Annotated in this window: 24 protein-coding genes and 2 tRNA genes; 13 read left to right on the forward strand and 13 right to left on the reverse strand. The window is 40.8% G+C overall.

The genetic code is table 11. The annotated features are described in order from the left end of the window. Positions 1-2: 2 nt before the first annotated feature. Entirely contained in the window at positions 3-1,523 is a 1,521-nt protein-coding gene (locus CI957_RS03270) for an AMP phosphorylase (protein WP_128754210.1), read from the reverse strand. A gap of 537 nt (positions 1,524-2,060) precedes the next feature. Between CI957_RS03270 and CI957_RS11040 the strand changes: the two genes are divergently transcribed. Next, complete coding sequence (locus CI957_RS11040; protein WP_277749682.1) at positions 2,061-2,189, forward strand: hypothetical protein; 129 nt, start codon at positions 2,061-2,063, stop codon at positions 2,187-2,189. 1 nt (position 2,190) lies between these two features. Here CI957_RS11040 and CI957_RS03275 read toward each other — a convergent pair whose 3' ends face one another. The 8 genes from CI957_RS03275 to CI957_RS03305 form a co-directional block, all read right to left on the reverse strand. Continuing rightward, the gene (locus CI957_RS03275) at positions 2,191-3,354 is read right to left on the reverse strand and encodes an MFS transporter (RefSeq protein ID WP_241645864.1); all 1,164 of its coding nucleotides are present in this window, start codon (positions 3,352-3,354) and stop codon (positions 2,191-2,193) included. 225 nt (positions 3,355-3,579) lie between these two features. Next, a complete protein-coding gene (locus CI957_RS11045) occupies positions 3,580-3,705 on the reverse strand; it encodes a hypothetical protein (protein ID WP_277749683.1) in 126 nt (41 codons plus the stop codon). Positions 3,706-3,728: 23 nt separating this feature from the next. Continuing rightward, positions 3,729-4,304 (reverse strand): FumA C-terminus/TtdB family hydratase beta subunit, encoded by a 576-nt coding sequence (locus tag CI957_RS03280; RefSeq protein WP_096711722.1) that lies wholly within the window; start codon positions 4,302-4,304, stop codon positions 3,729-3,731. Next, positions 4,289-5,143 carry a fumarate hydratase gene (locus CI957_RS03285; RefSeq protein WP_096711723.1) on the reverse strand — a complete coding sequence of 285 codons (855 nt, stop codon included), beginning with the start codon at positions 5,141-5,143 and terminating at the stop codon, positions 4,289-4,291. Before CI957_RS03285 ends, CI957_RS03280 begins: the two co-directional genes overlap by 16 nt. Before the next feature lie 66 nt (positions 5,144-5,209). Further along, the gene (gene arsB / locus CI957_RS03290; RefSeq protein ID WP_128754211.1) at positions 5,210-6,265 is read right to left on the reverse strand and encodes an ACR3 family arsenite efflux transporter; all 1,056 of its coding nucleotides are present in this window, start codon (positions 6,263-6,265) and stop codon (positions 5,210-5,212) included. A 5-nt stretch (positions 6,266-6,270) separates the two neighbouring features. After that, on the reverse strand, positions 6,271-7,125 hold the full coding sequence (locus CI957_RS03295; RefSeq protein ID WP_096711725.1) for a universal stress protein: 855 nt from the start codon (positions 7,123-7,125) through the stop codon (positions 6,271-6,273). Positions 7,126-7,203: 78 nt separating this feature from the next. Then, the gene (locus tag CI957_RS03300; protein WP_096711726.1) at positions 7,204-7,518 is read right to left on the reverse strand and encodes a DUF6951 family protein; all 315 of its coding nucleotides are present in this window, start codon (positions 7,516-7,518) and stop codon (positions 7,204-7,206) included. A 467-nt stretch (positions 7,519-7,985) separates the two neighbouring features. After that, positions 7,986-8,071, reverse strand: a tRNA-Leu gene (locus tag CI957_RS03305). Between the two features lie 244 nt (positions 8,072-8,315). Here CI957_RS03305 and CI957_RS11050 point away from each other — a divergent pair. The 9 genes from CI957_RS11050 to CI957_RS03340 all read left to right on the forward strand — a co-directional run bounded on the left by CI957_RS11050 (position 8,316) and on the right by CI957_RS03340 (position 14,148). Then, the gene (locus CI957_RS11050; protein ID WP_253247321.1) at positions 8,316-8,756 is read left to right on the forward strand and encodes a molybdopterin-dependent oxidoreductase; all 441 of its coding nucleotides are present in this window, start codon (positions 8,316-8,318) and stop codon (positions 8,754-8,756) included. Next, on the forward strand, positions 8,689-8,865 hold the full coding sequence (locus CI957_RS11055; protein ID WP_253247322.1) for a hypothetical protein: 177 nt from the start codon (positions 8,689-8,691) through the stop codon (positions 8,863-8,865). The genes CI957_RS11050 and CI957_RS11055 overlap by 68 nt, the downstream gene beginning before the upstream one ends. Beyond that, complete coding sequence (locus CI957_RS11060) at positions 8,822-8,971, forward strand: molybdopterin-dependent oxidoreductase (RefSeq protein ID WP_253247323.1); 150 nt, start codon at positions 8,822-8,824, stop codon at positions 8,969-8,971. The genes CI957_RS11055 and CI957_RS11060 overlap by 44 nt, the downstream gene beginning before the upstream one ends. Positions 8,972-9,271: 300 nt before the next feature. Continuing rightward, positions 9,272-9,715 carry an ester cyclase gene (locus CI957_RS03315; protein WP_096711727.1) on the forward strand — a complete coding sequence of 148 codons (444 nt, stop codon included), beginning with the start codon at positions 9,272-9,274 and terminating at the stop codon, positions 9,713-9,715. A gap of 106 nt (positions 9,716-9,821) precedes the next feature. Then, positions 9,822-11,495, forward strand: a complete 1,674-nt coding sequence (locus tag CI957_RS03320) for a site-2 protease family protein (RefSeq protein ID WP_128754212.1) — start codon at positions 9,822-9,824, stop codon at positions 11,493-11,495. A gap of 17 nt (positions 11,496-11,512) precedes the next feature. Further along, a complete protein-coding gene (locus tag CI957_RS03325; protein ID WP_128754213.1) occupies positions 11,513-12,517 on the forward strand; it encodes a TrkA family potassium uptake protein in 1,005 nt (334 codons plus the stop codon). 13 nt (positions 12,518-12,530) lie between these two features. Further along, complete coding sequence (locus CI957_RS03330) at positions 12,531-13,214, forward strand: TrkA family potassium uptake protein (RefSeq protein WP_105459996.1); 684 nt, start codon at positions 12,531-12,533, stop codon at positions 13,212-13,214. 6 nt (positions 13,215-13,220) lie between these two features. Further along, on the forward strand, positions 13,221-13,994 hold the full coding sequence (locus CI957_RS03335; protein WP_105459995.1) for a sulfite exporter TauE/SafE family protein: 774 nt from the start codon (positions 13,221-13,223) through the stop codon (positions 13,992-13,994). 56 nt (positions 13,995-14,050) lie between these two features. Next, a tRNA-Arg gene (locus CI957_RS03340) sits at positions 14,051-14,148 on the forward strand. Positions 14,149-14,181: 33 nt separating this feature from the next. On the opposite strand, the gene pheT is transcribed toward CI957_RS03340, so the two are convergent. Beyond that, complete coding sequence (gene pheT / locus CI957_RS03345) at positions 14,182-15,798, reverse strand: phenylalanine--tRNA ligase subunit beta (protein WP_128754214.1); 1,617 nt, start codon at positions 15,796-15,798, stop codon at positions 14,182-14,184. A gap of 186 nt (positions 15,799-15,984) precedes the next feature. Between pheT and CI957_RS03350 the strand changes: the two genes are divergently transcribed. Genes CI957_RS03350 through rnhB form a run of 3 tightly spaced genes read left to right on the forward strand, consistent with a single transcriptional unit; the run spans position 15,985 to position 21,019 of the window. After that, entirely contained in the window at positions 15,985-18,138 is a 2,154-nt protein-coding gene (locus CI957_RS03350; protein WP_096711733.1) for a type II/IV secretion system ATPase subunit, read from the forward strand. Between the two features lie 14 nt (positions 18,139-18,152). Then, positions 18,153-20,357, forward strand: coding sequence for a type II secretion system F family protein (locus CI957_RS03355; RefSeq protein ID WP_241645868.1), 2,205 nt, complete (start codon positions 18,153-18,155; stop codon positions 20,355-20,357). 14 nt (positions 20,358-20,371) lie between these two features. Next, positions 20,372-21,019 carry a ribonuclease HII gene (gene rnhB / locus CI957_RS03360; protein WP_128754216.1) on the forward strand — a complete coding sequence of 216 codons (648 nt, stop codon included), beginning with the start codon at positions 20,372-20,374 and terminating at the stop codon, positions 21,017-21,019. On the opposite strand, the gene purQ is transcribed toward rnhB, so the two are convergent. The 3 genes from purQ to CI957_RS03375 all read right to left on the reverse strand — a co-directional run bounded on the left by purQ (position 21,020) and on the right by CI957_RS03375 (position 22,616). Beyond that, entirely contained in the window at positions 21,020-21,712 is a 693-nt protein-coding gene (purQ, locus tag CI957_RS03365) for a phosphoribosylformylglycinamidine synthase I (protein ID WP_096711736.1), read from the reverse strand. After that, complete coding sequence (gene purS / locus CI957_RS03370) at positions 21,709-21,960, reverse strand: phosphoribosylformylglycinamidine synthase subunit PurS (protein WP_072359950.1); 252 nt, start codon at positions 21,958-21,960, stop codon at positions 21,709-21,711. Before purS ends, purQ begins: the two co-directional genes overlap by 4 nt. 68 nt (positions 21,961-22,028) lie before the next feature. Then, a complete protein-coding gene (locus CI957_RS03375; protein WP_181079125.1) occupies positions 22,029-22,616 on the reverse strand; it encodes a CDP-alcohol phosphatidyltransferase family protein in 588 nt (195 codons plus the stop codon). Between the last annotated feature and the right edge of the window lie 63 nt (positions 22,617-22,679).

The following is a 22,679-nucleotide window of genomic DNA, read 5'->3' on the forward strand; positions in this document are numbered from 1 at the left end:
CTTTACACTTCCTTAAAGGATTGTACTCGTTCAAGTAGCATACCTTCAACCACTATAGGGGAGTCTCTTTGGGCATTCCGCAGAGCTGTTTCCAGTTTATTTTTCTTTTCTGCGTGAATGGTAAGAACCGGTTCGCCTTTTTTGACCGGTTCGCCCTGTTTCTTATGAATCAGCACACCCGCTCCCTTATCATTGGGTGCACCGGCAAGCCTGGCGATCTGCACCACTCGCTTATTCTTGAATTCAAGCACATAACCATTTGCAGGCGCAGTGATCTCAGCTGTATATTCACCGACAGCAATGTCCTTATAACTAATACTGGGGTCACCCCCCTGTACTTCGATGATTTCTCTCATTTTATCAAGAGCTTTGCCATTTTTAAGGGTTTCCATGGCAAGTTCATTGCCCTGACCACGGGCAGCCACTCCACCCATCTCAAGCAGCATTCCTGCAAGAACCATACTTTTTTCGATAAGACTGTTAGGTCCTTCACCTGTTTCCAACACTTTGAGAGCCTCTCGTACTTCAAGTGCTGGTCCCACAGTCCGACCAATCGGAGAAGCACCGTAGGTAAGGGCACAGTCCACATTCATTCCGAGTCGCTCACCCAGATTGATAAGATCACGAGCAAGTTTTCTACCTTCCTGCACGTTTGCAATCTTGGTACCGGGGCCGGTGGGTATGTCAATAACCACATTATCAGCACCAACAGCTCCCTTTTTAGCCATTATTGATGCCAACAGCTGACAGTGTGGATCAATGGAGAGGGGGTATTCTACTTTGATAAGTTTGTCATCTGCAGGGGCTATGTTGGTGGCACCACCCCATACCAGAACACCTCCAACCTTTTCTGTCATTTCCTTTACCTGGGAAGCGGAAAATTCAACGGGTGCCAGAACTTCCATAAGATCGGATGTCCCCCCTGCACCTGTAATTGCACGGGAACTTGTTTTTGGAATAAGTAGCCCGTTAGCTGCTACAATAGGTACTACCAGAAGAGAAATTTTATTACCCGGCACTCCTCCGATAGAATGCTTATCCATGATCGGACCCTTCGCAAATTCAAGTTTTTCTCCTGTATCTATCATCGCCCGGGTAAGCCATTCGGTTTCGTCATCCGTCATATCATTTATATAAGTGGATGTCAGGAAAGCAGCTAGTTCGATTTCACTCAAGTTCTCTTCCACAATATCTTTGACAAGGCCATATATCTCTTCCTGAACAAGTTTTTCCCCATCCATGTTTTTGCGGATCAATCGTGCAGATTTGGGTTTCTCTGCAGGTTCGATCTCTACAATTTCAGTCCACTCCCTCTGAAGCTGTTCTTTAACTTCGTGATACAGTCCGATCATTCCCGGAGATATCATATCTTCTGTAAAATCCACAATTGCTGTAACTGTAACATGCCCTGTTACACGAACCCGGTCTCCTTCATAAACACCCAGTTCTTTAGCATCTATGGAGTTAAGTATAATTTTGTATTTTCCGACTTTGATATCGATTGGCTGGACTTTAAGTTCCATTCTTACACCTTATATGAGTTTTATATTATATTACATCGATAATTTATTTAACTTTTCAAGAAGATTTTGTTTATCCAAGTTATCTACTTTTCATTTATGCTTATTCAAAGCAAATCTTAATGGAATCATATATCGAAAAAGCTATATAAACTTCTGCAGGAAAACAAATCTTAATATATAATAAATGAACTGTACCACGCTTACACATGGAGATCCCTACAAGTGTCCATATCACCCATTGGATGTTTTTTTGTGATAATAATTACCATGTGTGTACATTGATATTATATCACGCTGGGTGGACATTATACTAATAAGTGTTGTAGATCTACATCCAATAAACAAGGATTGAATCTGCTTCCTGCAGGACAGCTTGATGATGGGCATATATTAAAAGCAATATTTGGTAACAAATCCAGATAAATATCGTCGACCATGCCGTTTTTATTTCTTGGTATCGGCATATATGTAAATTATATACTAAATAAAAATGGTTCTATATGGCTGATATGGGGGATTTATATTGTCGTTTTTTCAATGGTTGGACATCCAGAACCTCTTGAAGACAATATAAACCTTGATAAAGGAAGACTTGGAGTAGGAATTGTTACTTTTGCTCTTGGAGCACTCTGCTTCACATTGGTACCTTTCACGATTGTGCAGTGATTCAGGTGTCTGTTGTATAGATTTTGTGTCTCATTATGAAGGTAGATATAGCAACACAAAAACCCAGCAAACTTGAGATTATAAAGACTACAGCAAGGTTGGAATTTAACAGTATTACACCAAGTACCGCAGGTGCTGCAGTTTGGCCGACATACTTCATTGTATTAAACAGTGACACAACACTTCCCATTTCATCATCAGGAGCCACCTGAGTGATAAGTGCGTTTAGCAACGGTTGAACCATCCCAAAACCAACACCAAAAACCAGCAATAACATGAATACCAGTGGTATAGAGTTAGCACCAGACATTCCCACGACTGCAATACCTAGTAAGGTGAACCCAATCCCAAGTATGGTATATTTTGGATATTTTGATGCCAGACGTTTTGCTTGGGATGCAAATATCACCACAGAAGCACCCTCTACACCAAGAGCCAGACCTGCACCCTGTGATGTAAAACCAAAATTATCTTTCAATATAAATGGGACATAAATTACAATTGTGTATAAAAGGAAGAATACTGCAAAACTTAAAAACACTGTATATGCCACTCTGATATCTTTGAGAGACATGAACATTTTTTTAAAACCTGTTCTTTGTTCTGGATTGGCCTTCATGTTCATGGTTTCGGGCAAGACAAGCATTGCTATAAATGCAAGAGGAATAGTCAACCCATAAAACAGGAAGGAGTAATTCCACCCGAAAACTGCAAGGGTTCCCCCAATAAATGGTGCCGACACCGAACCTACGGCTGTGGTCATGCTCATTATGCCCATAGCATGAACTCTTTCAAGTCCATCATAGAGTTCGCCTATCATGGTCATTACCACAGGCACCATGCCTGCAATACCGATACCCTGGATAAATCTGAATACAAGAAGTATTGGAAGGTTTGGTGCAAAATAACCCGCCAAACCAGCTACTCCATTTATTAAAAGACAGGGTATGAGCACTTTTTTGCGACCTATTCTATCTGTCACCACACCTAACAGTACCATGAACAATGCGGTAGAAATCGTATATACACCAAGCACCCATCCAACCGCTTCACGGGATGTATTAAGCGGCTCGACCATTGATGGTAATACAGGCCCCATTAGTGCACCGCCAGCCATACCGAAAAAAGCAACAAGACATATGATAGAAAGCACCAACTCATCCATGAATCCCATTATAATCAGTCCTATCAGTATTGTATTTTAACCGGGATATCATTATTTATAGATCCCTGAATTATCGATAAATATAATATTTATTGGGTAATAAAGTGGCTTCAATTTATACATTTGCCCGGGGAAAGAGAAAAACGGCAAAACTACTGTTTCTGCCAATGTAGCCACATCTCTTGCAGGTGCAAGAAGCCAATTCACAGGTGTTTTTGATCCGGATCAGTTCACCCGTATATTATTCCATGCTTCTGTGATCCAGGGGTTTGTTACAGGAATCGTAGCGGGCCAGATGAGGGAAGGACAGGTGTCAGCAGGCTTAAAGTACTTCTTATTGCTGACCATCATAGCACGGACCACTTTCACCTTCCTTATCTGAGAGCCTTTTCAAGATTTTCGTTTACCTTTTCCCTGATATTCCTGAAAAGGTCTTCTCCCCCAGTATCTATTCCCACAACCAAGGGGCCGAATTCATTCATTTCAAGTACCCATATTGCTTCTGGCATACCCAGATCAAGCCAGTGGACATCACAAACCTTTGTTATGGAATTGACCGCCAGTGCAGCGCATCCTCCCGTATAGGCAAGATAGACACATTTTCCTTTCATTGAATCGGCGACATTGTCCATTCCACCCTTACCTATCAACATTCTCACATTGTGCTTTTTCAGAAGTTGAGGAGTCATTGCAGACATGCGTGCACTGGTGGTCGGGCCGGCTGCCACAGGTTGCCATATTCCAGGTTCCTTTTCCTGAATAAGAGGACCACAATGATAGATAGTAGACCCGTCCAGATCAAAGGGCATATTTTCCAGAGGGGTTTCCAGAATACGTTTATGAGCCTCATCACGGGCTGTGAGGACTTTGCCTGATATGTAAACTATATCACCAATTCTCAAGGGTGATATGTCCTCGATGGAAAGAGGGGTTTTCAGATGATATTCCATTTGCCATTACCTCCAATAACAGCTGTGGCATGCCTGTTGGCCCAGCACTGGATGTTGATAGCCACGGGCAGGGAAGCAGTGTGGCAGTGGGCTGTCCTGATATGTACCGCCAGAGCCGTCGTATCGCCACCTGTACCCATAGGACCAACTCCGAGGGAATTGACTTTTTTCAGCAGAGCATTTTCCTTTTCATCCATGTCATTTACCGGCTCCAGCAAAGCGCACTTGGCAAGCAGAGCGGCTTTGTCAAATGATCCACCAACACCAATACCCAGGATCACAGGCGGGCAGGGCTTTCCCCCGGCATTCCTGACGGTTTCAAGGACAAGACGGTCGATTGAATCACCTTCTGTGGGATTAAGCATTTTCAGTATGCTCATATTTTCCGAGCCTGCACCTTTGGGAACGGCTGTGATCCTCAATTCTTCTGAATTATTTAAATAATATTTTATATCCGGTAACCCATCTCCAGTATTATCCCCACTATTAATACGTGTCAGGGGATGTACGGCATTGGGCCGCAGAGGTACAGCAGATGTGGCCTTCATCACCCCCTCAATAAGAGCTTGTTCAATATCTGGAAGGGGTGAGAGTTTGCGGCCGATTTCCACAAAAAGAATGATAATTCCGGTATCCTGACATATGGGCACAGAATGTCTGCGAGCAATCCCTGTATTTTTCAGTATTGCCTGCAAATGGGAGCGTGCAATCTCACTGCTCTCCTCCTGCTCAGCGTTTTCCAGACAAGCAACCACATCATCAGGCAATTCAGTCTCTGCCCTTTGTATGGCCGAGACTGTTGCCTGCACAATGTCTTCATATTTTATTCCTGATTCCAAGAAAAATCACCTGCATTATAAAAAAAGGAAGATGACTACGCTGCATTATAATTTTCAGACCAGCTGTCACATTCCCTCTTCAAACTGGAATTTGTGCCTGTTCATTTTCATTATCTTTACAAGTGATAACATTACAGGTACTTCTACCAGTACACCTACTACAGTTGCCAGCGTTGCTCCTGAAGTTGCACCAAACAGTATTAATGTGGTGGCTACTGCCAGTTCAAAGAAGTTACTTGGTGCAATAAATGTAGAAGGTGCAGCTTCATAGAAGGGGATTTTCAGTCTTTTTGCAGCATAATAGCTGATTGCAAATATAAAATATGTTTGCACTATGATAGGTATAGCAATCAGGACAATATGTAAAGGATATTTGATTATCATTTCACCCTGAAGAGTGAAAATCAAGACCAGGGTTATAAGGAGTCCCGCGGGTGTAATCCATTCTATTTTATTGATGAGATTGTTTTCAAACCAGCTTAGGCCTTTGCTTTTAATGACATAATGTCTGGTTAACATTGCGAGGACGAGAGGGAGCGCTACATAGAATAGTACAGAATAGAATATGGTCAGTACAGGTATTGGGAAGTCAGTGGTCTGGCCAACAAGAAACGCTCCCAGGGGAGCAAACAATATCAATATAATCAGGTCATTTACAGAAACCTGTACAAGAGCGTAATTGATATTACCGTTTGCTAAATATGTCCATACCAGTACCATTGCGGTACAGGGTGCAAGTCCCAGTATAATTAAACCCGCAATATATTCCGCTTGAAGATTAAGCGGTATAAGACCAGAGAAAAATATACTGATAAATATCCAGGCAATTATGGTCATTGTAAATGGTTTGATTGCCCAGTTTACAAAAACGGTCAGATAAAGAGGTTTTTTATTTTCTTTCACTTTTAGTATTTCTTCAAAACTTATTTTTAACATGATGGGATACATCATGATCAAGAGGACGATTGCAATTGGAATAGACACATTTGCAATTTCATATTGACCAATTGTATCTGCAAATTTGGGGAACAGGGAACCTATTGCAGTACCCAGTACAATACAGATGGCTACCCATATGGACAAATATTTGCTGAAAAAATCAAGTTCTCTTTCTTCTTCCATTGTTTTCACCTGTTATCTGCAGGAATTAGCAATATTGGTTTGACAGTATTTCGGAGGAGGTTTTCGGCAGTACTTCCCAGAAGAATATCCTTTAATGATTCGGTTCCATGTGTGGTTATCATTATCAGGGTGATTCCCATTTCTTCTGCAAGTTCATCCAGTATTTTTGCAGGTTTGCCTTCCTTTACAACATAATTGACTACCAGCTTTTTCTCCAAATCATTACCGATCTCATAGAGTTTATCAAGACTTCCCTTTTTCTTATGTTCAAGTTGAGGCTTATTTTTTGCATTTTCTATAATATGTACAAAGACAACTTCATGGATGACATCTGTCATTTGCCGGAGCATATCAAGTATTTTACTTGAATTATCCGAGAAGTCTAACGGAACCATTACTTTTGAAAACTTTGCAGAACATGCCTTCGCATATAATTCTTCTTCACCGTTTTCAAGTTTATTGTATTTCTCAATGAGCAGAATCTTATCGGACCTTCGGGAAATATAGTTTGTAGTCCTGCCTGTAAGCTTTCCTTTTATAACTCCCGATGTGGTTGCACCCATAACAATACAATCTACGTTTTCTTCATCTGCAACTTTAATTATAGTTTTATTAACATCGCCTTCAACAACATGTGTGACTGTATCGATTCCCATTTCTTCCAGCAGTTGCTTGTATTCAGCAATTTTTTTCTTTGCATTTTCCTCGAACATGGGAGCAAGTCCCTGGGATTTAAAAATGTCCACAACATGCAACAATATAGCTTTCTTCAAGCCTGTGTTTTTCAATTCTGCAATACAGGAGAGCAGTTTCTCACTCTCAATCGTAAAATCAGTAGGTATAAGTATAGTTTGAATCATGTTTTCCCCAAATATTATCTACTTAATAGACAAGGAGATCTTGATATAATATCAGATATCTATTTACAATACGATAATTTATTGGAAATCGATGCTGACTCTTCCGGATTTCTTTGCCAGGGATTCAGACAGAATTCCCATTTCCATCCTGCACACATGTAATATTCCACAGGGCACAAGACAATTGGATGAGCAGTTCAATTCCTGGGCCTTTGATATCACATAATTGTCCTTGATATCAAGTGTCTGATCAATGGGTACTTCCATATGCGACATCTTTTTTATTTTAGCACAATCCGTTTCGATGTCAATAATTATGTTTTTTCCTTCCTTTTTCCCAACAACTTTATGTTCAAATCCACATATGCTTGAATTAATGGTAATTTCAGCCATTCTTTATCTCCGTTGTGTGACAACTAATATATCGAATATCGCTAGTTAATTGGTTGTTATTTCTTGTATATATATGTATTTCAACGAATTTTGAAATACCAGCATGTAAATAGATTTTTTGCGTGTACTTTAATTGATTCATCCTATTTTAAAGAAATTTTTATCTAAACCCTGTAGAGGTACAGACGATCTTGAAAGCTCTTTGGTTGATCGATTCAGTGTGGATAAAGGGGCTACATAAGTATCAAAGTCATGGAGAATTAATCATGACAGAAGAACTGAAATTTTGAAAATGTAAATATGAAATACTCACATAGTGTTATTTAAAATTAAAAACAACAACCTACAAAAATAAATGCAACAAAATACATTTACATTTCTGCCCTAAATGATTCTTGAAAACTGAGAAAATATAGCCGGTTAAAGAGGTAGTTGTTAAATGAAGTTAAAACATGTAAAATATGGATTGGTGCGAGAGGGGGGATTCGAACCCACGAACTCCTACGAGAATGGATCTTGAGTCCATCGCCGTTGGCCGCTTGGCTACTCTCGCACACTTTTTATTGCAGATTTGGTTTGACATTTTCCTGCAACCAGAATATGCAACCTCTAAATAACATGATTTTTTATAAATCTATCGCAGGAGACCTGTAATTGAGACAGCACCGACAACTTGCTAGCCATTCCAATAAGTGCCCTAAAAAGTACATTTTTTATTGCAAGCAGGGACACCTCAATACATCATACAAAATCTATTTTTGCAATAAGTTCCAGGTTCCATATACAGAGGTGGTTTCATGAAACATCCAATATTTCTTTTCCTTATCATTATAGTGCTTGTAGCAGGCTGTATTTCCAACACACCGCAGGAAACAGAAGATGGTGTGCAGGACAATGAGACAGAAACACTGGAATATGACGGTGTTGAACTTACACCGATTGAAGAGCAGCGCAACAATGGCATCAAGGGAACCCAGTATATTGATAGAGAGACCTACACACTCAAAATCAGTGGAATGGTAAATGAAACTACACATACAAGTTATGAACAGCTCGCCTCTTACCCGGCCGTTTCCAGGGTTGTGCCGCTTGACTGTGTAGAAGGCTGGCGCTTTACAGCACTGTGTACCGGTACAGACCCTGCTGGAAGAAGCCGGAGTCAGGACAGGGGTGAACACGGTTATTTTCTATTCAAAAGACGGTTATTCTACATCCCTTTCCCTGAATTACCTGATTGATAACAATATTATCGTTGCCTACAAACTTAACAACGTCACCCTCCCCCCGGGAAAGAGGTTTTCCCCTGCAACTTGTAGCAGAGGGAAAATATGGTTACAAATGGGCTAAATGGATTACCGGGATCGAGGTGACGGACGATGAGAATTATGAAGGATCCTGGAAAAGGCGTGGCTACAATAATGATGCAGATGTGGATAGCCCAAAGTTTCAATAATCATAAATGAATTTCAGAAATTGGAAGGAGACAGAGATATTAAGAATCGGGTGCAAACCATACAATTTGGGACTTTATGTATCTAAGCCTAAATACCTCCGCCTTACTCTTCCAGAATTTACAATCAATCCTCTGTTGCGTTTATACTTCTACAATATAATATACAGAGTATATAGAATAAATATATCACAGAACCACAGGTCAGAACCAATTGTACCTGACATATACTGATACTACCGGATAAGTCTGCAATTTTCGGGAAATAAACTTTTTAAATAGAAACCCTGTCTATTATTAACGATGGGAAAAAATGAGACTAACGATGAGCAAATCTGTGGCTCTCTTGATAAAAACAAAGAAATCGTGCTGAAAGTCGCCAGAGAAGGCTGGAATCCTGTTATAATAGATAAGCACTGTACAGATGATTATCTGATGCATTATGGCGGAGAAAAGCTGGACCGAGAAAATCTCAAGGAATTCATGGGTGCCATACACCATGCCCTTCCAGACCTCCATTTTGAAATAGAAGATATAATAGCTGAAAATGACAAGGTTGTTACACGCTGGAAGGCAGAAGGGACCCATAAAAAAACATTTCAGGGTGTGTTTCCTACAAACCGTAAAGTTAGTTTTACAGGCATAACCATAAGCAGGGTAAAGGATGAAAAGATTGCCGAGGACTGGGAAGAAGTAGACCAGCTCAATTTCACCCAGCAGTTTGGTGTCTATCCCGACAATATATAATTTATTCTATAGCAGGCTACACTATCCTTTGCCCATTTGATTTTAATATAAAAAGATATTAATTCAACCACCTAATCATCACTGGCATAACCATCGGAGAATTCAATTGGACACTACTAACCTCATATTGGCGATATTTTTAGTATACTGGGCTGCAGTTGCCTATCTTAACAAAAAGGGAGTACTGGAAAAGTACAACATATCCGCATACGGCCCCATACTCATGATCAGAACTGTCAGGGGGCTGGCTCTTCTGGATAAACTTGCAAAACCCCGCCGTTACTGGAGAGTATTTGCAAATACCGGCATTGTGCTAATGTTCATAGGCATGTTTGCCATGCTTTTTATTGTCATTCTTTCAGATATCGCGCTTATTTCTTCCCTTACAGAGAATGCAATGCCTCAACCTGGGAAATTCAACGAGGCCCGCAATGTATTCCTGATTCCGGGAGTCAACGAATTTATTCCGCTTACCTGGGGCATCATTGCCCTGGTAATAACACTGGTGGTTCATGAATTTGCCCATGCCATTCTTGCCAGGGTAGAAGATATCAGGGTAAAATCCATGGGAATACTTTTTGCCCTGGTGCCTATTGGAGGATTTGCTGAACCCGATGAGGAGCAACTTTTCGGGGAAGGGAAAGACGAATTTGGAAGTCCTGCAATAAATGAGAAAAAGGCCACCAGAAACCAGCGTGCACGCATCCTGGCCGCCGGAGTGATGTCCAATTTTGCAGTGGCTCTGATTGCTTTTGTTCTCTTTTTCGGACCAGTACTGGGGGCTGTAGCTCCTATGAGCGACACAATGGTAGTGGATGTTAAAGAAGACTCTGTAGCTGATATTGCAGGTATTGAAAAAGGAATGGTAATTACCGGCATCGATGACAGGGAAGTACGTTATGCCAACGATGTTGTAGCCTATTTGAACAAAACAGAAACCGGTTCCACGGTCACCTTGAAGGCAGCCAAAGACCGAGAGATAAGAGAGTATGAACTGAAAGTAACCGACAGGCAGGATACCGGAGATTTTGGGATATATATCAATGATATTGTAGATGGTTCACCTGCAGAAAGAAGTAATCTTGAAAAAGGGATGTTTTTACTTTCTATCAATAATGTTACTACCCAAACTCCTGAAGAATTTGTCAATTTCATGAATACCACAACTGCAGGCCAGGAAGTGGAAATTAAGGTGAAGAAACCCGAGGGAGAAATTAAAAAATACACCCTGACACTGGGCCAACATCCTGATGGCACTTCCGAAAAAGGCTTCCTGGGAGTTTATTATGGCACAGATGGGGTGAAAAACCTACCTATAGGAATTACCATAGGCGAGTATCCGGCCCATGAATATCTGGATATGCTCAAAAGCCTGCCTTCCATGCTCACAGGTGTAGCGGGCTGGGTGATTCTGCTGGGTTTGCCGATAATCGGATTTGCAGGGGAAGGATTCCCGGGATTTAGTGGTACTTTTGCCCAGTTCTATGAACCTGTTGGATGGGGTGAGCCTCTCGGTGTAGGAATTTTCTGGATTGCCAACAGCCTTCTCTGGATTGGATGGCTGAACTTCTATGTAGGCTTATTCAACTGCCTTCCGGCTGTCCCGCTGGACGGAGGACATGTATTCAGGGATTATCTCCAGTCATTCCTCAAACGATTTACAGGGGATGAAATCAAATCAACCACCCTTGCAGGAACCATAGCAGGCACATTTACGATCTTTATCATATTGTCCTTTGTCCTGATGATATTCGGACCCTACATGGTCCATGGTTTCTAAACACAGGAAGGATGAAAATGAAATTGCCGGCTATGTGGAGACGATCACTGTACCATTACCTGGGTATTTCCCTGGCAGTGGTAATCATATATACGATCGTCTTTCTTTTGCTGGTAAATTATGAAGGGCAAACGCAGTTTTCTAATCCTGTAGATGCTCTATATTGGGTAATTACAACTACCACTACTGTAGGTTACGGAGACATTGTATTAACAAGTCCAATTGGCAAATTTTTTACCATCTTCGTAGAATTGAGTGGTGTAGTCATGGTATTTGGTATTTTGATTACTTTTGTCATAACACCGTGGTTTGAAAAAGCCCTGAACATGCCCCTTCCAACAAAAGCGCCGGACTCCTTTTCTTCCCATATAATCATTTGTGGCTACAACCGGTTAATGGAAACGCTTATAGATGAACTTGAGGAGCAGAAAGTCAATTTCATAATCATTGAAGACAATGAAGAGATACTTCGAAGCCTTATTGAAAAAAAGCTACCATGCATATACGGTAAAGCCACAGATGATGAAACACTGGAAAATGCCAGGGTTGGCAATGCTCGCTTTTTGATAGCAAATCGCTCTGATGAAGAAAACGCCAGTATTGTCCTTGCCGCTTCCAGTCTTGCAGATGTTCACATAATAGCAGTAGCCGAAGATTCAGCAAATATCAAATACCTCAAATATGCAGGTGCAAATCGTGTAGTTTCCCCAAAGCTTGTACTTGGCAGGTTCCTGGGAAAAAAAGCACTGGACCCTTATGTAATGGGTCTTGGTGGTGCAACTACATTCCTGGATAAATACAGCATTGTAGAACTTCCCGTATACCCTGCAAGCCAGCTTGTTGGCAAATCATTCAACGAAGCTAATATCCACAAGAAAACAGGAGCGAATATAATAGGAGTAAGGAAAGAAGGTAAATTGTTCCTGAAAGTTGAGGATGAAGAAATAATTAAAGAAAATACTGTACTGCTTGCAACCGGTACAATGGAACATTTGAGTGAATTAAAAGATCTTACAAAATGATAGGTGATCTGGAATGCAAATGGGCCATATAATCGTTCTTGGATACGGGGATGTAGGTAAAAGAATTGTAGAAGTACTTGACGAGAACGACATCCCTTTTGTCATTGTTGATTCAAAAGAAGGGCTTTTCCCAAGACCTGATTTTGAATATATAGTGGGTAATGGTACGGAAGAAGAGGTACTCAAAAATGCAGGTATTGAGAATGCCTCTACAGTGATAATTTGTCTGAATCAAGATACAGATATTATTTTTGCCACTCTTATCTCCAGAGGGTTGAATCCGGAGTCCACAATATATTCCAGAGCAAATTCAGTAGAATCCATTGACAAAATTTACAAAGCAGGAGCGGATTACGTTGCTTCCCTTTCTATAGTTGCCGGCCAGATGCTGGCAAAAATAACTTCTGTTTGTTATGGGACCGGAGGATACTGTCCGATAGAAGACATAATGCTTTATGAAGGAATTGAAATTGAGCGTCATGTCGTGGGTAAGAATATGGAGAATAAGACAATCGGCGAACTTGACCTCTATAATACTCTAGGATGCCGTGTAATCGGCTATATGCAAGGAGATAAGAAAAAGATAGAAGAACTGGATGATGTAGTACTTGAAAAGGGAGATGTCATATCTGTTGTAGGCACACGTGAGGATATTGCCCGCTTCAAAGAAAGATACAAAGATGTAAAGGACAAGTAAGATATAATGGCTGTAGATCCCTTTCTTCTTACAATCCTAATCCTGGGACTTTCCTCCATTTTTGCATTATTGGGAATTGGGGGGGCAGTAATATATGTACCCCTTTTTTACTGGATGGGCATTGACCTGAGAATAGCAATCCCGCTTGCCCTTCTACTCAATGTGACCACAGCCGGTTCAGCTTCATTTACATATCTGAAAAAGAAAATGATAGATTTTCATACTGCAATTCCTTTCCTTATCTTTTCCGTAATCGGAGCACCGATTGGAACACATATTGGCATGAGAGTTTCTGAGGAGACAATTCTCTTTATTTTCAGTGTTGTAATCGTTCTTGTCGGATTAAGCATGCTCATTAATGGCAAAAAACAAGCACATATAGCAGAACCAGCAACCCACAGGAGACTGTTTTTGGGATCACTTGTGGGTATTGGGGTAGGAATATCTGCGGGAATGCTGGGTATCGGAGGGGGAACTTTCGTGGTGCCCCTGCTCCTTGGTCTTGGATACGGAATAAGGGAGGCACCTGCCACTTCATCGCTAATTGTAATGATCTCTTCACTGTCCGGCCTTCTCTCCCACCTTAACAATATAGAAATTTCTGTTACTACCATGATACTATTTGCGACTGCCTCACTGATTGGAAGCCAGTTTGGCTCCCGGATTATGTATACCTCAAAATGGAATCTAGAAACCCTTTCCAGAAAATATTTCAAAAAAATATTCGGATTGATGCTTATAGTAGTTGCTGTATTGTTGCAATATCGTATCAGTTTCTAAATGCCGCTATAGAAAAGTTTAATAGAGGTTATCACTATGATAAGGCTGCTTCCTGCGGGCCCGTGGGGTAGCCAGGATATCCTGATGGGCTTCGATGTTACCTAGAAAGGTGCGAAGATACCCATTGACTCGTGTTCGAATCGCGGCGGGCCCGTTCTTTTTTAGATCGTAATTGAACCTCAGTTACTCATTCCAGGTTTATTTCAAAACCTACAACAGGTTGTCCAAGCCCGAAATTGAGTATGACTTGCGGATGAATTTCTCCCATCACACCTACTTTAATACCATTTACCAGGATATCTGCTCTCCTGCCTTCAATAAATGCAGGGTCTTCTGATGGCTTGACTGAATAAGGGATATTTCGCTCCATCATCATTGAATCAACAATTTCTCTTATTTCCTCGAAATTTGCCAGTGCATGGATAGACATAGCTGCCAGATGCAGTTTATTTGCACAATTTACGATTGCCTCACCGACCTCAAATATGCGCTGAGGTAGTTCATGATGCTGGTTCAGGGAAAGAATTTCCAGCTGGTTGGGCAGGAGGGTCGTGCGTATCATTGTCTGGTCTTCACTGATGGGATGCATTACAAATGTTACATCTTCTGTATGTGGCCTTCTCATATTATCAAAATGCACCTTCTCACTGGTAAGAGTGAATGGCATCACTTCAGAATATCCCAGCCCGACCATAATTTCCCTGATATCATCCTGCATCAGGGAAAGGGGATGTGCTTTCCCGATTGTGGAAGTAGATGGAAATATTGCTTCAATATTGTCAAAACCTACCGAAATTGCAATGTCTTCAATTATGTCATAATTATGGAGGATATCTGCCCTGTAGGGAGGAATTTCTATCTCCACTGCATTGGTGCCTGCAGGTGATGCTGCATAACGCATTCTTCTCAAATGACCTGCTACTTCCTCTGATGTGAAGTCCATACCAACAAGGGATTTTACTTCATCCATTGAAATAATACGTTTTTCCGGTGAGAGATCAGGAGTGATCTTTGATTCCCCATCGGGATTATTAATCTTAACTGATTCAATCCGGCCTCCACGATCGGCTAGTGCAGCCACAACAATGTTGAGGGCTGTATAAACTTCGCCACTCAGGCCTGTTACATCTATGAAAATATCGGTGGTATTTTTGTTCACCATGGTTAGTGTTCCGTTAATTATAGGTGGGAAGGAAAGCACCTGATCATCAGCATCAAGTATAAGGGGATATTTGGAATAGCCTTTAAGGAGATGGGCAAAACGTGTGCCCTTTGGGTGCTTTTCAAGAATGTCGGCCAGGTTCATGGGTTCGGTGAAATCGAGAGGAACAAAATCCACTGATGGGTCGCCACCAATATACTTGAAAGGTGGTTTGACCCCGGAGAGATCATGAACCCCGATTGACACTTTCTTACGGTCTCTGCCCAATCCCCAATGCAGGGATTCCTGCAGATCCATCAGGGATTTTATTGAGGATTCGGTGAATTTGACTCCGCGGACAATAGCACAAGCAAGCACAGGACGGATACTCTTTATATCGTTGTCCAGAAATATTTCAACATCTGAATCGTTAATATTATATTTTACAGGCCCTGTTTCAATATCCATAAAACCCCGCATTGCTCTGGAAACACCTTCAACACTATATAGATCGGGACGGTCGGGGAAGAATTCGATATCAATGGATTTGTCTTCAAGACGTTCGATATCTGCTCCGATCATGGGAACCCTATCTATTATGCTATCCCGGTCAGTACCTGTAAGTTTCTCAAGGTCTTCATAATCCAGTGTTATAATGGGCATGGGGATCTTCCGTAAAGTTGGTTTGTATGCTTGGAAAATGGGTATCTAAGATTTAATGTTTTTCATGGATAGAAGGAGAATATTATCCATAACTATAATAATGATTATAATATTATTACTGATATATATGTACGCTGCATATAGGCTCATAATACCCATAAATAATAATTGATTTCCGGTGACAAAATGAGTGATGAAGATTCCGTAAAAAGGGGTATGGATTATTCAGGCAAGGGAGATAATTCAAAGAACAATAAAAGCTCATCCACTGGCAAGCGAGAAGGACCGGGAGTAATAGAACCAAAACTTTTCAAACCCGGCTCCTTCCGTAAAAAAGAAAAAACTTCTCAAAAAGATACCTTGTTTGTTAAAGAAAAAAAGGATGAAATTATTTTCTCACCTTCCAAAGGTGAAAAAATCATAAGTAGAGAAAATCCATCTGCAAACGAAAATAATGAAGAGCAAAGAATACTATCAGGTGGAGAATCAAATACTTCCGATTCTAAAGAGGATTTGCCAAATATATTCACTCCACATCCAGAAAACGAAACTGCTGACAAAAATATTGATGAGGTACAGAAAAAAACAAATGAAGCCCTTGACACAGAAGACCTAAATGACAACGATATGATGAAAACGTCTTTATCTCAAACTCCTACTGCCACTGATAATACGGAAAATTTACAAGAGGATGAACCAAAAGGAGAAAATAAAGAATCAGGCGAAGAGACTGATTCACAAACTAAAATAAAGACAAGTTTTAAAAATATTAATTTCATCCAGAAAATACGTAATCTCCTCGAAAGAGAAATCGAACCAATAGAACAGTATGACCCTGCTATCCATGGCCCCATTACATATTTTGAAGGGATAGCAAATTATGAAGAAATTGAGAGATATTGGCTTGATGAGCCATTTTGTTTTGTAGTCATTCTTTATAATGAACTCCTCAATGATTATCTGTACCAGATAGTAGAGCCAAAATTGGATGAATTTGAAGAAGTCTTCCTGACAGAGATAAAAGATCGTCTGCGTGATGTTTTACTCGTGGAAAATATTGACAGGCAGGCGGACAAAGAAAAGATACTGGAAGAGAAGATACTGATCATCCTTACGGATTATGCTATTAAATTTACCCCCCTTATGCTGGGAAAAATCATTTATTATATAAAAAGAGATTTTGTCCGACTGGGAAAAATAGATCCACTGATGTATGACGAAGGGATAGAAGATATATCAGGTAACGGACACGACAAGCCTATTTTTCTCTACCACAAGAAATACAGCAATATTTCCACCAATATCTACTTTGAGGAAGATGAACTCAATTCCTTTATAGTCCAGCTTGCTCAAAAAAGTGGTAAACATATATCTGTAGCCGAACCAATGATAGATGCCACAATGCCTGATGGGTCCCGTATCCAGATGACTCTGGGTACAAGTGTAACCACTCACGGCAGTACTTTCACCATTCGTAAATTCAGTGAAACTCCTATTACACCAATTGACCTTCTTGAGTGGGGCACCTTCTCTTCGGCAGGAATGGCATATCTGTGGTTGTGTATTGAAAATAATAAGAGCCTAATATATGCTGGAGGGACGGCTTCAGGTAAGACTTCATCATTGAACGCAGTCTCCTTATTCATTCCTGAAAAGGCAAAAATCGTTTCCCTTGAGGATACAAGGGAACTTAAATTGCCGCATATTAATTGGATACCGGGAGTTACCAGGGATTCATTTACAGCAGATGAAAGGGGAGCTGTTGATATGTATGACCTGCTTAAGGCGGCTTTGAGGCAAAGACCGGAGTACCTGCTGGTAGGTGAGGTCAGAGGCAAAGAAGCACTGACATTGTTCCAGGCGATGTCTACAGGCCATACCACATTTTCCACCATGCATGCTGATTCGGTGTCATCGGCAATTCACAGGCTGGAAAATCCTCCTATAAGTGTACCCAGGAATATGATCCAGGCTCTTGACATAATGAGTATTCAGGCACAGACATTTTCAGCAGGTAAACGTGTCAGGAGAAACCTGAAGCTTGTGGAGATCACCGACATAGATCCAAATACCCGCAATATTCGAACCAATGACATATTTACGTGGGATTCATCTGCTGATTCCTTCAGGCATACCGGTAAATCCAAAGCATTGAACGATATAAAACTACAAAGGGGCTGGAAAGAAGAAGATATAAAGCGAGAACTGCAAACCCGGCAAAATATACTTGAATATATGCTGGACAATGGTATCCGGGATTTCAAAGAGATTGCTACCATCATTAAAGAGTACCAGGCAACACCTGAAAGGACCCTTACCAGATTTGGAATGGATCAATAAATGGTGGGATAAACTTGGATGGATCAAAAGATGGAGAAGATGACGCCACAGTTGAGCCCAATGTAATAAGGGAATCTACGAATCCTGTCAATAAGACATCCCGCCTGCCTCAAACCAATAAAATATCGCACAAACAAAAAATAATAAATTCTTCCAGGCATCTGAAGACACGTTTCAAATTAAATGGAACAAGCAATTCAGAAAAAGATTATGGTCAAATTCTTTTTGAACTTGCCAGAAAAATTCCTTTTGCCCTTCTGGGAGAGAGGGTAAAGGAAAAAGGTGACAGGTATTCAAGTCTCCAGCTCCAGCTAAAACAGGCACGAATTCCTGTGTCTTATGAAATGTATGTATCAGCAGGGATATTTTATTCTGTTGTTGCCGGGGTTTTCGGGGCTTTGCTGGGACTTTTATGCGCATACCTCATAGTCACAGTCATAGGATTACCCGATCAGCTAACCGGCATCCAGATCAATTCATCGTTTGTATGGTTGCTGGCTTACAGGGATATTATAGTAGGTTTTTTTATTGTTATTTTCCTGGCACTTGTGTTGGGAGGTATAACTTATGTCCTTTTCATGTTTTATCCTGCATTCCAGGCTGGCGAGAGGAAAAATAATATCGATCAACAACTCCCCTATGCAGTAACTTTTATGTATGCATTAACAAGGGGCGGGATGAATATCCTGGATGTATTCAAAGCCCTTGCAAAAGCGGAAGATACCTATGGGGAAGTGGCTGTCGAAGTCGATACCATTGTAAAGGATATGGAATATTTCGGCAACGACATCAGAACAGCACTGACAAATATATCCAGTACTACCCCTTCAGACAGGTTTCAGGATTTGATATACAATCTTGTTACAATTATAGATAGTGGAGGAGATATTGCAAAATATTTCCAGGATAAATCAGACCAGTACTTGCAGAAAAGTATGGTGGACCAGAAAGGTTTCCTGGAAACACTGGCATTGCTTTCTGAATCATATGTAACCGCATTTGTGGCCGGCCCACTGTTTATCATAATAATGGGAATCATGATGATAATTATGGGTTCCGGCTCAAAATCAATGGTATATGCAATCATATATGCTGTCCTACCCATCGGTTCCCTAATGTTTGTTGTTATGATCAGCATAATAACACCTGGCGAGCTCGGGGAACCAAAGTTACTCAAGACCAATGATACATATGATCATGGAATTCCCGAAGTACCTCTACACCTCCAGCCTGTTTATGACGAAAAGGGGGATGTTATAGATGAAAAAGAGGAAAAAGTACAAAAACGCGGATATTTTGAAAGTTTCATTAAATCAAAAAAAGGCCTTCAGTATAAGAAATATATAAAGAATCCTTTAAAGCCAATGCTGGAAAAGCCCGAATATACACTGGTTATAACGGGTCCGATTGGTGTATGCATAATAATAATTCCTCTCCTGCTCAATATGAATGATGGAGGATTACCCTCCGGGATAATTGATTTTATTGATGATTATCTTGTATTTGGATTTTTTGCAGCAGTTGTTCCCCTGACAATATTCTATGAGAAGAAAAACCGGCGCAAGAAGAAACTGGAACAAAATATTCCTGACCTGTTGAAAAAACTGGCCAGTACTAACGAGACCGGGATGACCTTACAGGATTCAATAAAGCTTATGTCAAGAAAGGAAACTGATACTCTCAGTAAGGAAATAAAAAAGGTATGGAGGGATATTTCCTGGGGAGTAAACATAAATGACAGTCTTATCAGGTTTGCAAACCGACTGAGGACCCAGGTTGTGGCAAGGTCATTTACCCTTATTACCAAGGCCAATGAGTCCAGTGGAGATATAGGTCAGGTTTTACTCGTAGCATCCCGTGATGCATCATCTGAACAGGATATGAAACGGGAACGTTCAATGAGCATGATGATTTATATAGTAATTATCTACATTGCTTTTTTTGTTTTTGTAGGTGTGATCTATGTAATATCCACTACCTTCCTGACAGAAATGGCATCTGCAGGTGCGAAAATGGCTTCTTCGGGAACACAGGCAAGTTTCCTTTCGAGTTTTAACCTGGATGAGTATACGAGATTGTTCAAACATGCCTGTCTGATACAGGGACTGAGTTCCGGCCTGATGGCAGGTGCAATGGGTGAAGGGAAAGTCCTCGCCGGATTGAAACATTCAATAGTGATGATGACAATTGCATATGTTATCTTTACTTTATTTATATGAAGATGAGGACAACTATGAAAATTGCAGGAATTGACGAAGCTGGCAAAGGACCGGTAATCGGACCAATGTGTGTTGCCGGTGTTATTATGGATGAATCAAACATAAACGCCCTGAAGAATCTGGGTGTGGCAGACTCAAAAAAACTGTCTCCTAAAAAAAGGGAAAATCTCGCCCGCCAAATACGTAAATATGCAGAAGGGATATTTATTCAGGAAATCGAAGCCTGCCAAATAGATGAGTTACGCAACATAATGAGCATGAATGATATCATGATAAGAGGGTTTTCTAGTGTCCTCGAAAACCTGAAACCCGATCTGGCATATGTAGATGCTGCAGATGTAAACGCAGAAAGGTTTGGCAAGAAACTTCTTGCTGCATATGAAAATAAACATGAAGGAGAAAAAAAACTGGAAATTGTTTCCGAGCATCGTGCCGATGACATATACCCAATAGTATCTGCAGCCTCCATTATTGCAAAAGTCAGAAGAGACGAGCTTATAGGAAATATCAAAGAATCTATCAATGAAGATTTTGGAAGCGGTTATCCATCAGATCCCAAAACCAAAAAATTCCTTCAGGAATGGATGGATAAAAATGGGAATTTACCCGATTTTGTCAGGCATTCCTGGAAAACCGCTGCAAAACTAAAAGCAAGCAGATGATTATTTCCAGCCGGCTTCAACCATCGACTTAAACATCAAAAGACCATCATCAGAACCTATAATTGTCTCCGATGCTCGTTCGGGATGTGGCATCATACCCAGTATATTACCCATTCTATTTGTGATGCCTGCAATGTTATTACGTGAACCGTTTGGGTTGACAGCTTCGGTTGGATTGCCTTTTTCATCTACATATCTGAATACAACCTGTTTATTATCTTCCAGCTGCTGCAGGGATATGTCATCGTGGTAGTATTTGCCATCCTTATGGGCAATCGGGATGCGGATTACCTGACCCTTTTCATACATTGAAGTAAAATGTGTATTCGTATTTTCTACCTTCAGGTATGACCATTCACATTTGAACTTGGGATAACTGTTTGTTGTAAGGGCTCCATCCAGCAGCCCTGACTCAGTAAGTATCTGGAAACCGTTGCATATTCCCATAACTGGCTTGCCATTGTCAGCCAGTTTTCTCACAGATTCCATGATAGGTGTTCTTGAAGCAATAGCACCTGATCTCAAATAGTCACCATATGAGAAACCACCCGGGATTACAACAGCTTCATAGCCATCGAGTTTCTCTTCTTTATACCAGACAAGTTCGGCATCAATTCCAAGTACATTCTGCAAGACATGCAGGACATCATTATCACAATTACTCCCACCGAACTGTATGATGGCAACGGTCATTCTATTTCCCTCAGGTCAATCGAGTAATCGTGAATTATAGGGTTTGCAATCAGTTTCTGGCACATTTGGTCAACAAGTCCGCGTGCATTTTCTTCTGATTCTGCATTAAGTTCAATCACATACCTTTTGGTGCTTTTAACACTCTCTGTATTATAACCCAGGTGTCCCAGAGCACGCTTGATAGTAGTTCCTTCAGGGTCCAGCATACCGGCCTTTAGATTGATGGTGACTTCTGCCTCATATAGCATATTAATCCTCAGCTGTGATTGTAAAGAAATCCAACCCTAGACATAAATGATGTGTTATATAATCTCTTCTATAGACGCTGTTTTGCCTCCATAACCCGCTGTATAAAAGTAATATGGGTCAGGATTGCAATAAGTGCAAGTGCTTGCAGGAGGAAACCTGAAAGTGCGCCGAGTATCAGAATTATAATTCTTTCAGATCTTTCTGCCACCCCTATATCAAGTTTGGATGCACCTGCTGCTTCGGCACGGGCGCGTGTGTAACTGACAAGATATGAGCCGATCATTGCAAAGATACACCAAATCCATCCTTCTATAAAAAATCCGGTACCTTGAATTGTGTTGTTTACAAAACCATAAATCAAACCTGCGAAAACAATAGCATCTGCATAACGATCACATACCGAATCAAGTACCCCTCCAAAAGCCGATGTTGTACCACTGGCACGTGCAACGGCCCCGTCTAAAACATCAAGTACCCCTCCAAGAATTAAAAAAAGGGCACCATATAAAAGATAGCCTTTTGCGAATTCGAAAGCTGCCAGAAAACTTACAAAAAGCCCAAGATATGTGATTACGTCGGGGGAGAAGGGGATTCTGGATGCAAATGGCAATACATAATGACGTATGGAGTTTTTTAAATTACCAAGTATTTCCATCCCTCTTCATAAATTGGTAGTATCCAAGTATTTCCATCCCTCTCCATAAATTGATAGTATAAT

Source organism: Methanohalophilus sp. WG1-DM (genome assembly GCF_004104135.1).
Taxonomy (GTDB): Archaea; Halobacteriota; Methanosarcinia; order Methanosarcinales; family Methanosarcinaceae; genus Methanohalophilus; species Methanohalophilus euhalobius.

What these genes read in the sequence shown, in the direction of transcription:
- CI957_RS11050 (WP_253247321.1), top strand. Translation starts at nt 8,316, where the DNA reads ATGAAACATCCAATATTTCTTTTCCTTATCATTATAGTGCTTGTAGCA.
- CI957_RS03325 (WP_128754213.1), top strand. Translation starts at nt 11,513, where the DNA reads ATGAAATTGCCGGCTATGTGGAGACGATCACTGTACCATTACCTGGGT.
- CI957_RS03350 (WP_096711733.1), top strand. Translation starts at nt 15,985, where the DNA reads ATGAGTGATGAAGATTCCGTAAAAAGGGGTATGGATTATTCAGGCAAG.
- CI957_RS03300 (WP_096711726.1), bottom strand. Translation starts at nt 7,518, where the DNA reads ATGGCTGAAATTACCATTAATTCAAGCATATGTGGATTTGAACATAAA.
- CI957_RS03295 (WP_096711725.1), bottom strand. Translation starts at nt 7,125, where the DNA reads ATGATTCAAACTATACTTATACCTACTGATTTTACGATTGAGAGTGAG.
- CI957_RS03270 (WP_128754210.1), bottom strand. Translation starts at nt 1,523, where the DNA reads ATGGAACTTAAAGTCCAGCCAATCGATATCAAAGTCGGAAAATACAAA.
- purQ (WP_096711736.1), bottom strand. Translation starts at nt 21,712, where the DNA reads ATGACCGTTGCCATCATACAGTTCGGTGGGAGTAATTGTGATAATGAT.
- CI957_RS03315 (WP_096711727.1), top strand. Translation starts at nt 9,272, where the DNA reads ATGGGAAAAAATGAGACTAACGATGAGCAAATCTGTGGCTCTCTTGAT.
- CI957_RS03275 (WP_241645864.1), bottom strand. Translation starts at nt 3,354, where the DNA reads ATGGATGAGTTGGTGCTTTCTATCATATGTCTTGTTGCTTTTTTCGGT.
- CI957_RS03335 (WP_105459995.1), top strand. Translation starts at nt 13,221, where the DNA reads ATGGCTGTAGATCCCTTTCTTCTTACAATCCTAATCCTGGGACTTTCC.
- CI957_RS11045 (WP_277749683.1), bottom strand. Translation starts at nt 3,705, where the DNA reads ATGATGGTCAGCAATAAGAAGTACTTTAAGCCTGCTGACACCTGTCCT.
- rnhB (WP_128754216.1), top strand. Translation starts at nt 20,372, where the DNA reads ATGAAAATTGCAGGAATTGACGAAGCTGGCAAAGGACCGGTAATCGGA.
- CI957_RS03330 (WP_105459996.1), top strand. Translation starts at nt 12,531, where the DNA reads ATGCAAATGGGCCATATAATCGTTCTTGGATACGGGGATGTAGGTAAA.
- CI957_RS11040 (WP_277749682.1), top strand. Translation starts at nt 2,061, where the DNA reads ATGGTTGGACATCCAGAACCTCTTGAAGACAATATAAACCTTGATAAA.
- arsB (WP_128754211.1), bottom strand. Translation starts at nt 6,265, where the DNA reads ATGGAAGAAGAAAGAGAACTTGATTTTTTCAGCAAATATTTGTCCATA.
- CI957_RS03375 (WP_181079125.1), bottom strand. Translation starts at nt 22,616, where the DNA reads ATGGAAATACTTGGTAATTTAAAAAACTCCATACGTCATTATGTATTG.
- purS (WP_072359950.1), bottom strand. Translation starts at nt 21,960, where the DNA reads ATGCTATATGAGGCAGAAGTCACCATCAATCTAAAGGCCGGTATGCTG.
- CI957_RS03280 (WP_096711722.1), bottom strand. Translation starts at nt 4,304, where the DNA reads ATGGAATATCATCTGAAAACCCCTCTTTCCATCGAGGACATATCACCC.
- pheT (WP_128754214.1), bottom strand. Translation starts at nt 15,798, where the DNA reads ATGCCCATTATAACACTGGATTATGAAGACCTTGAGAAACTTACAGGT.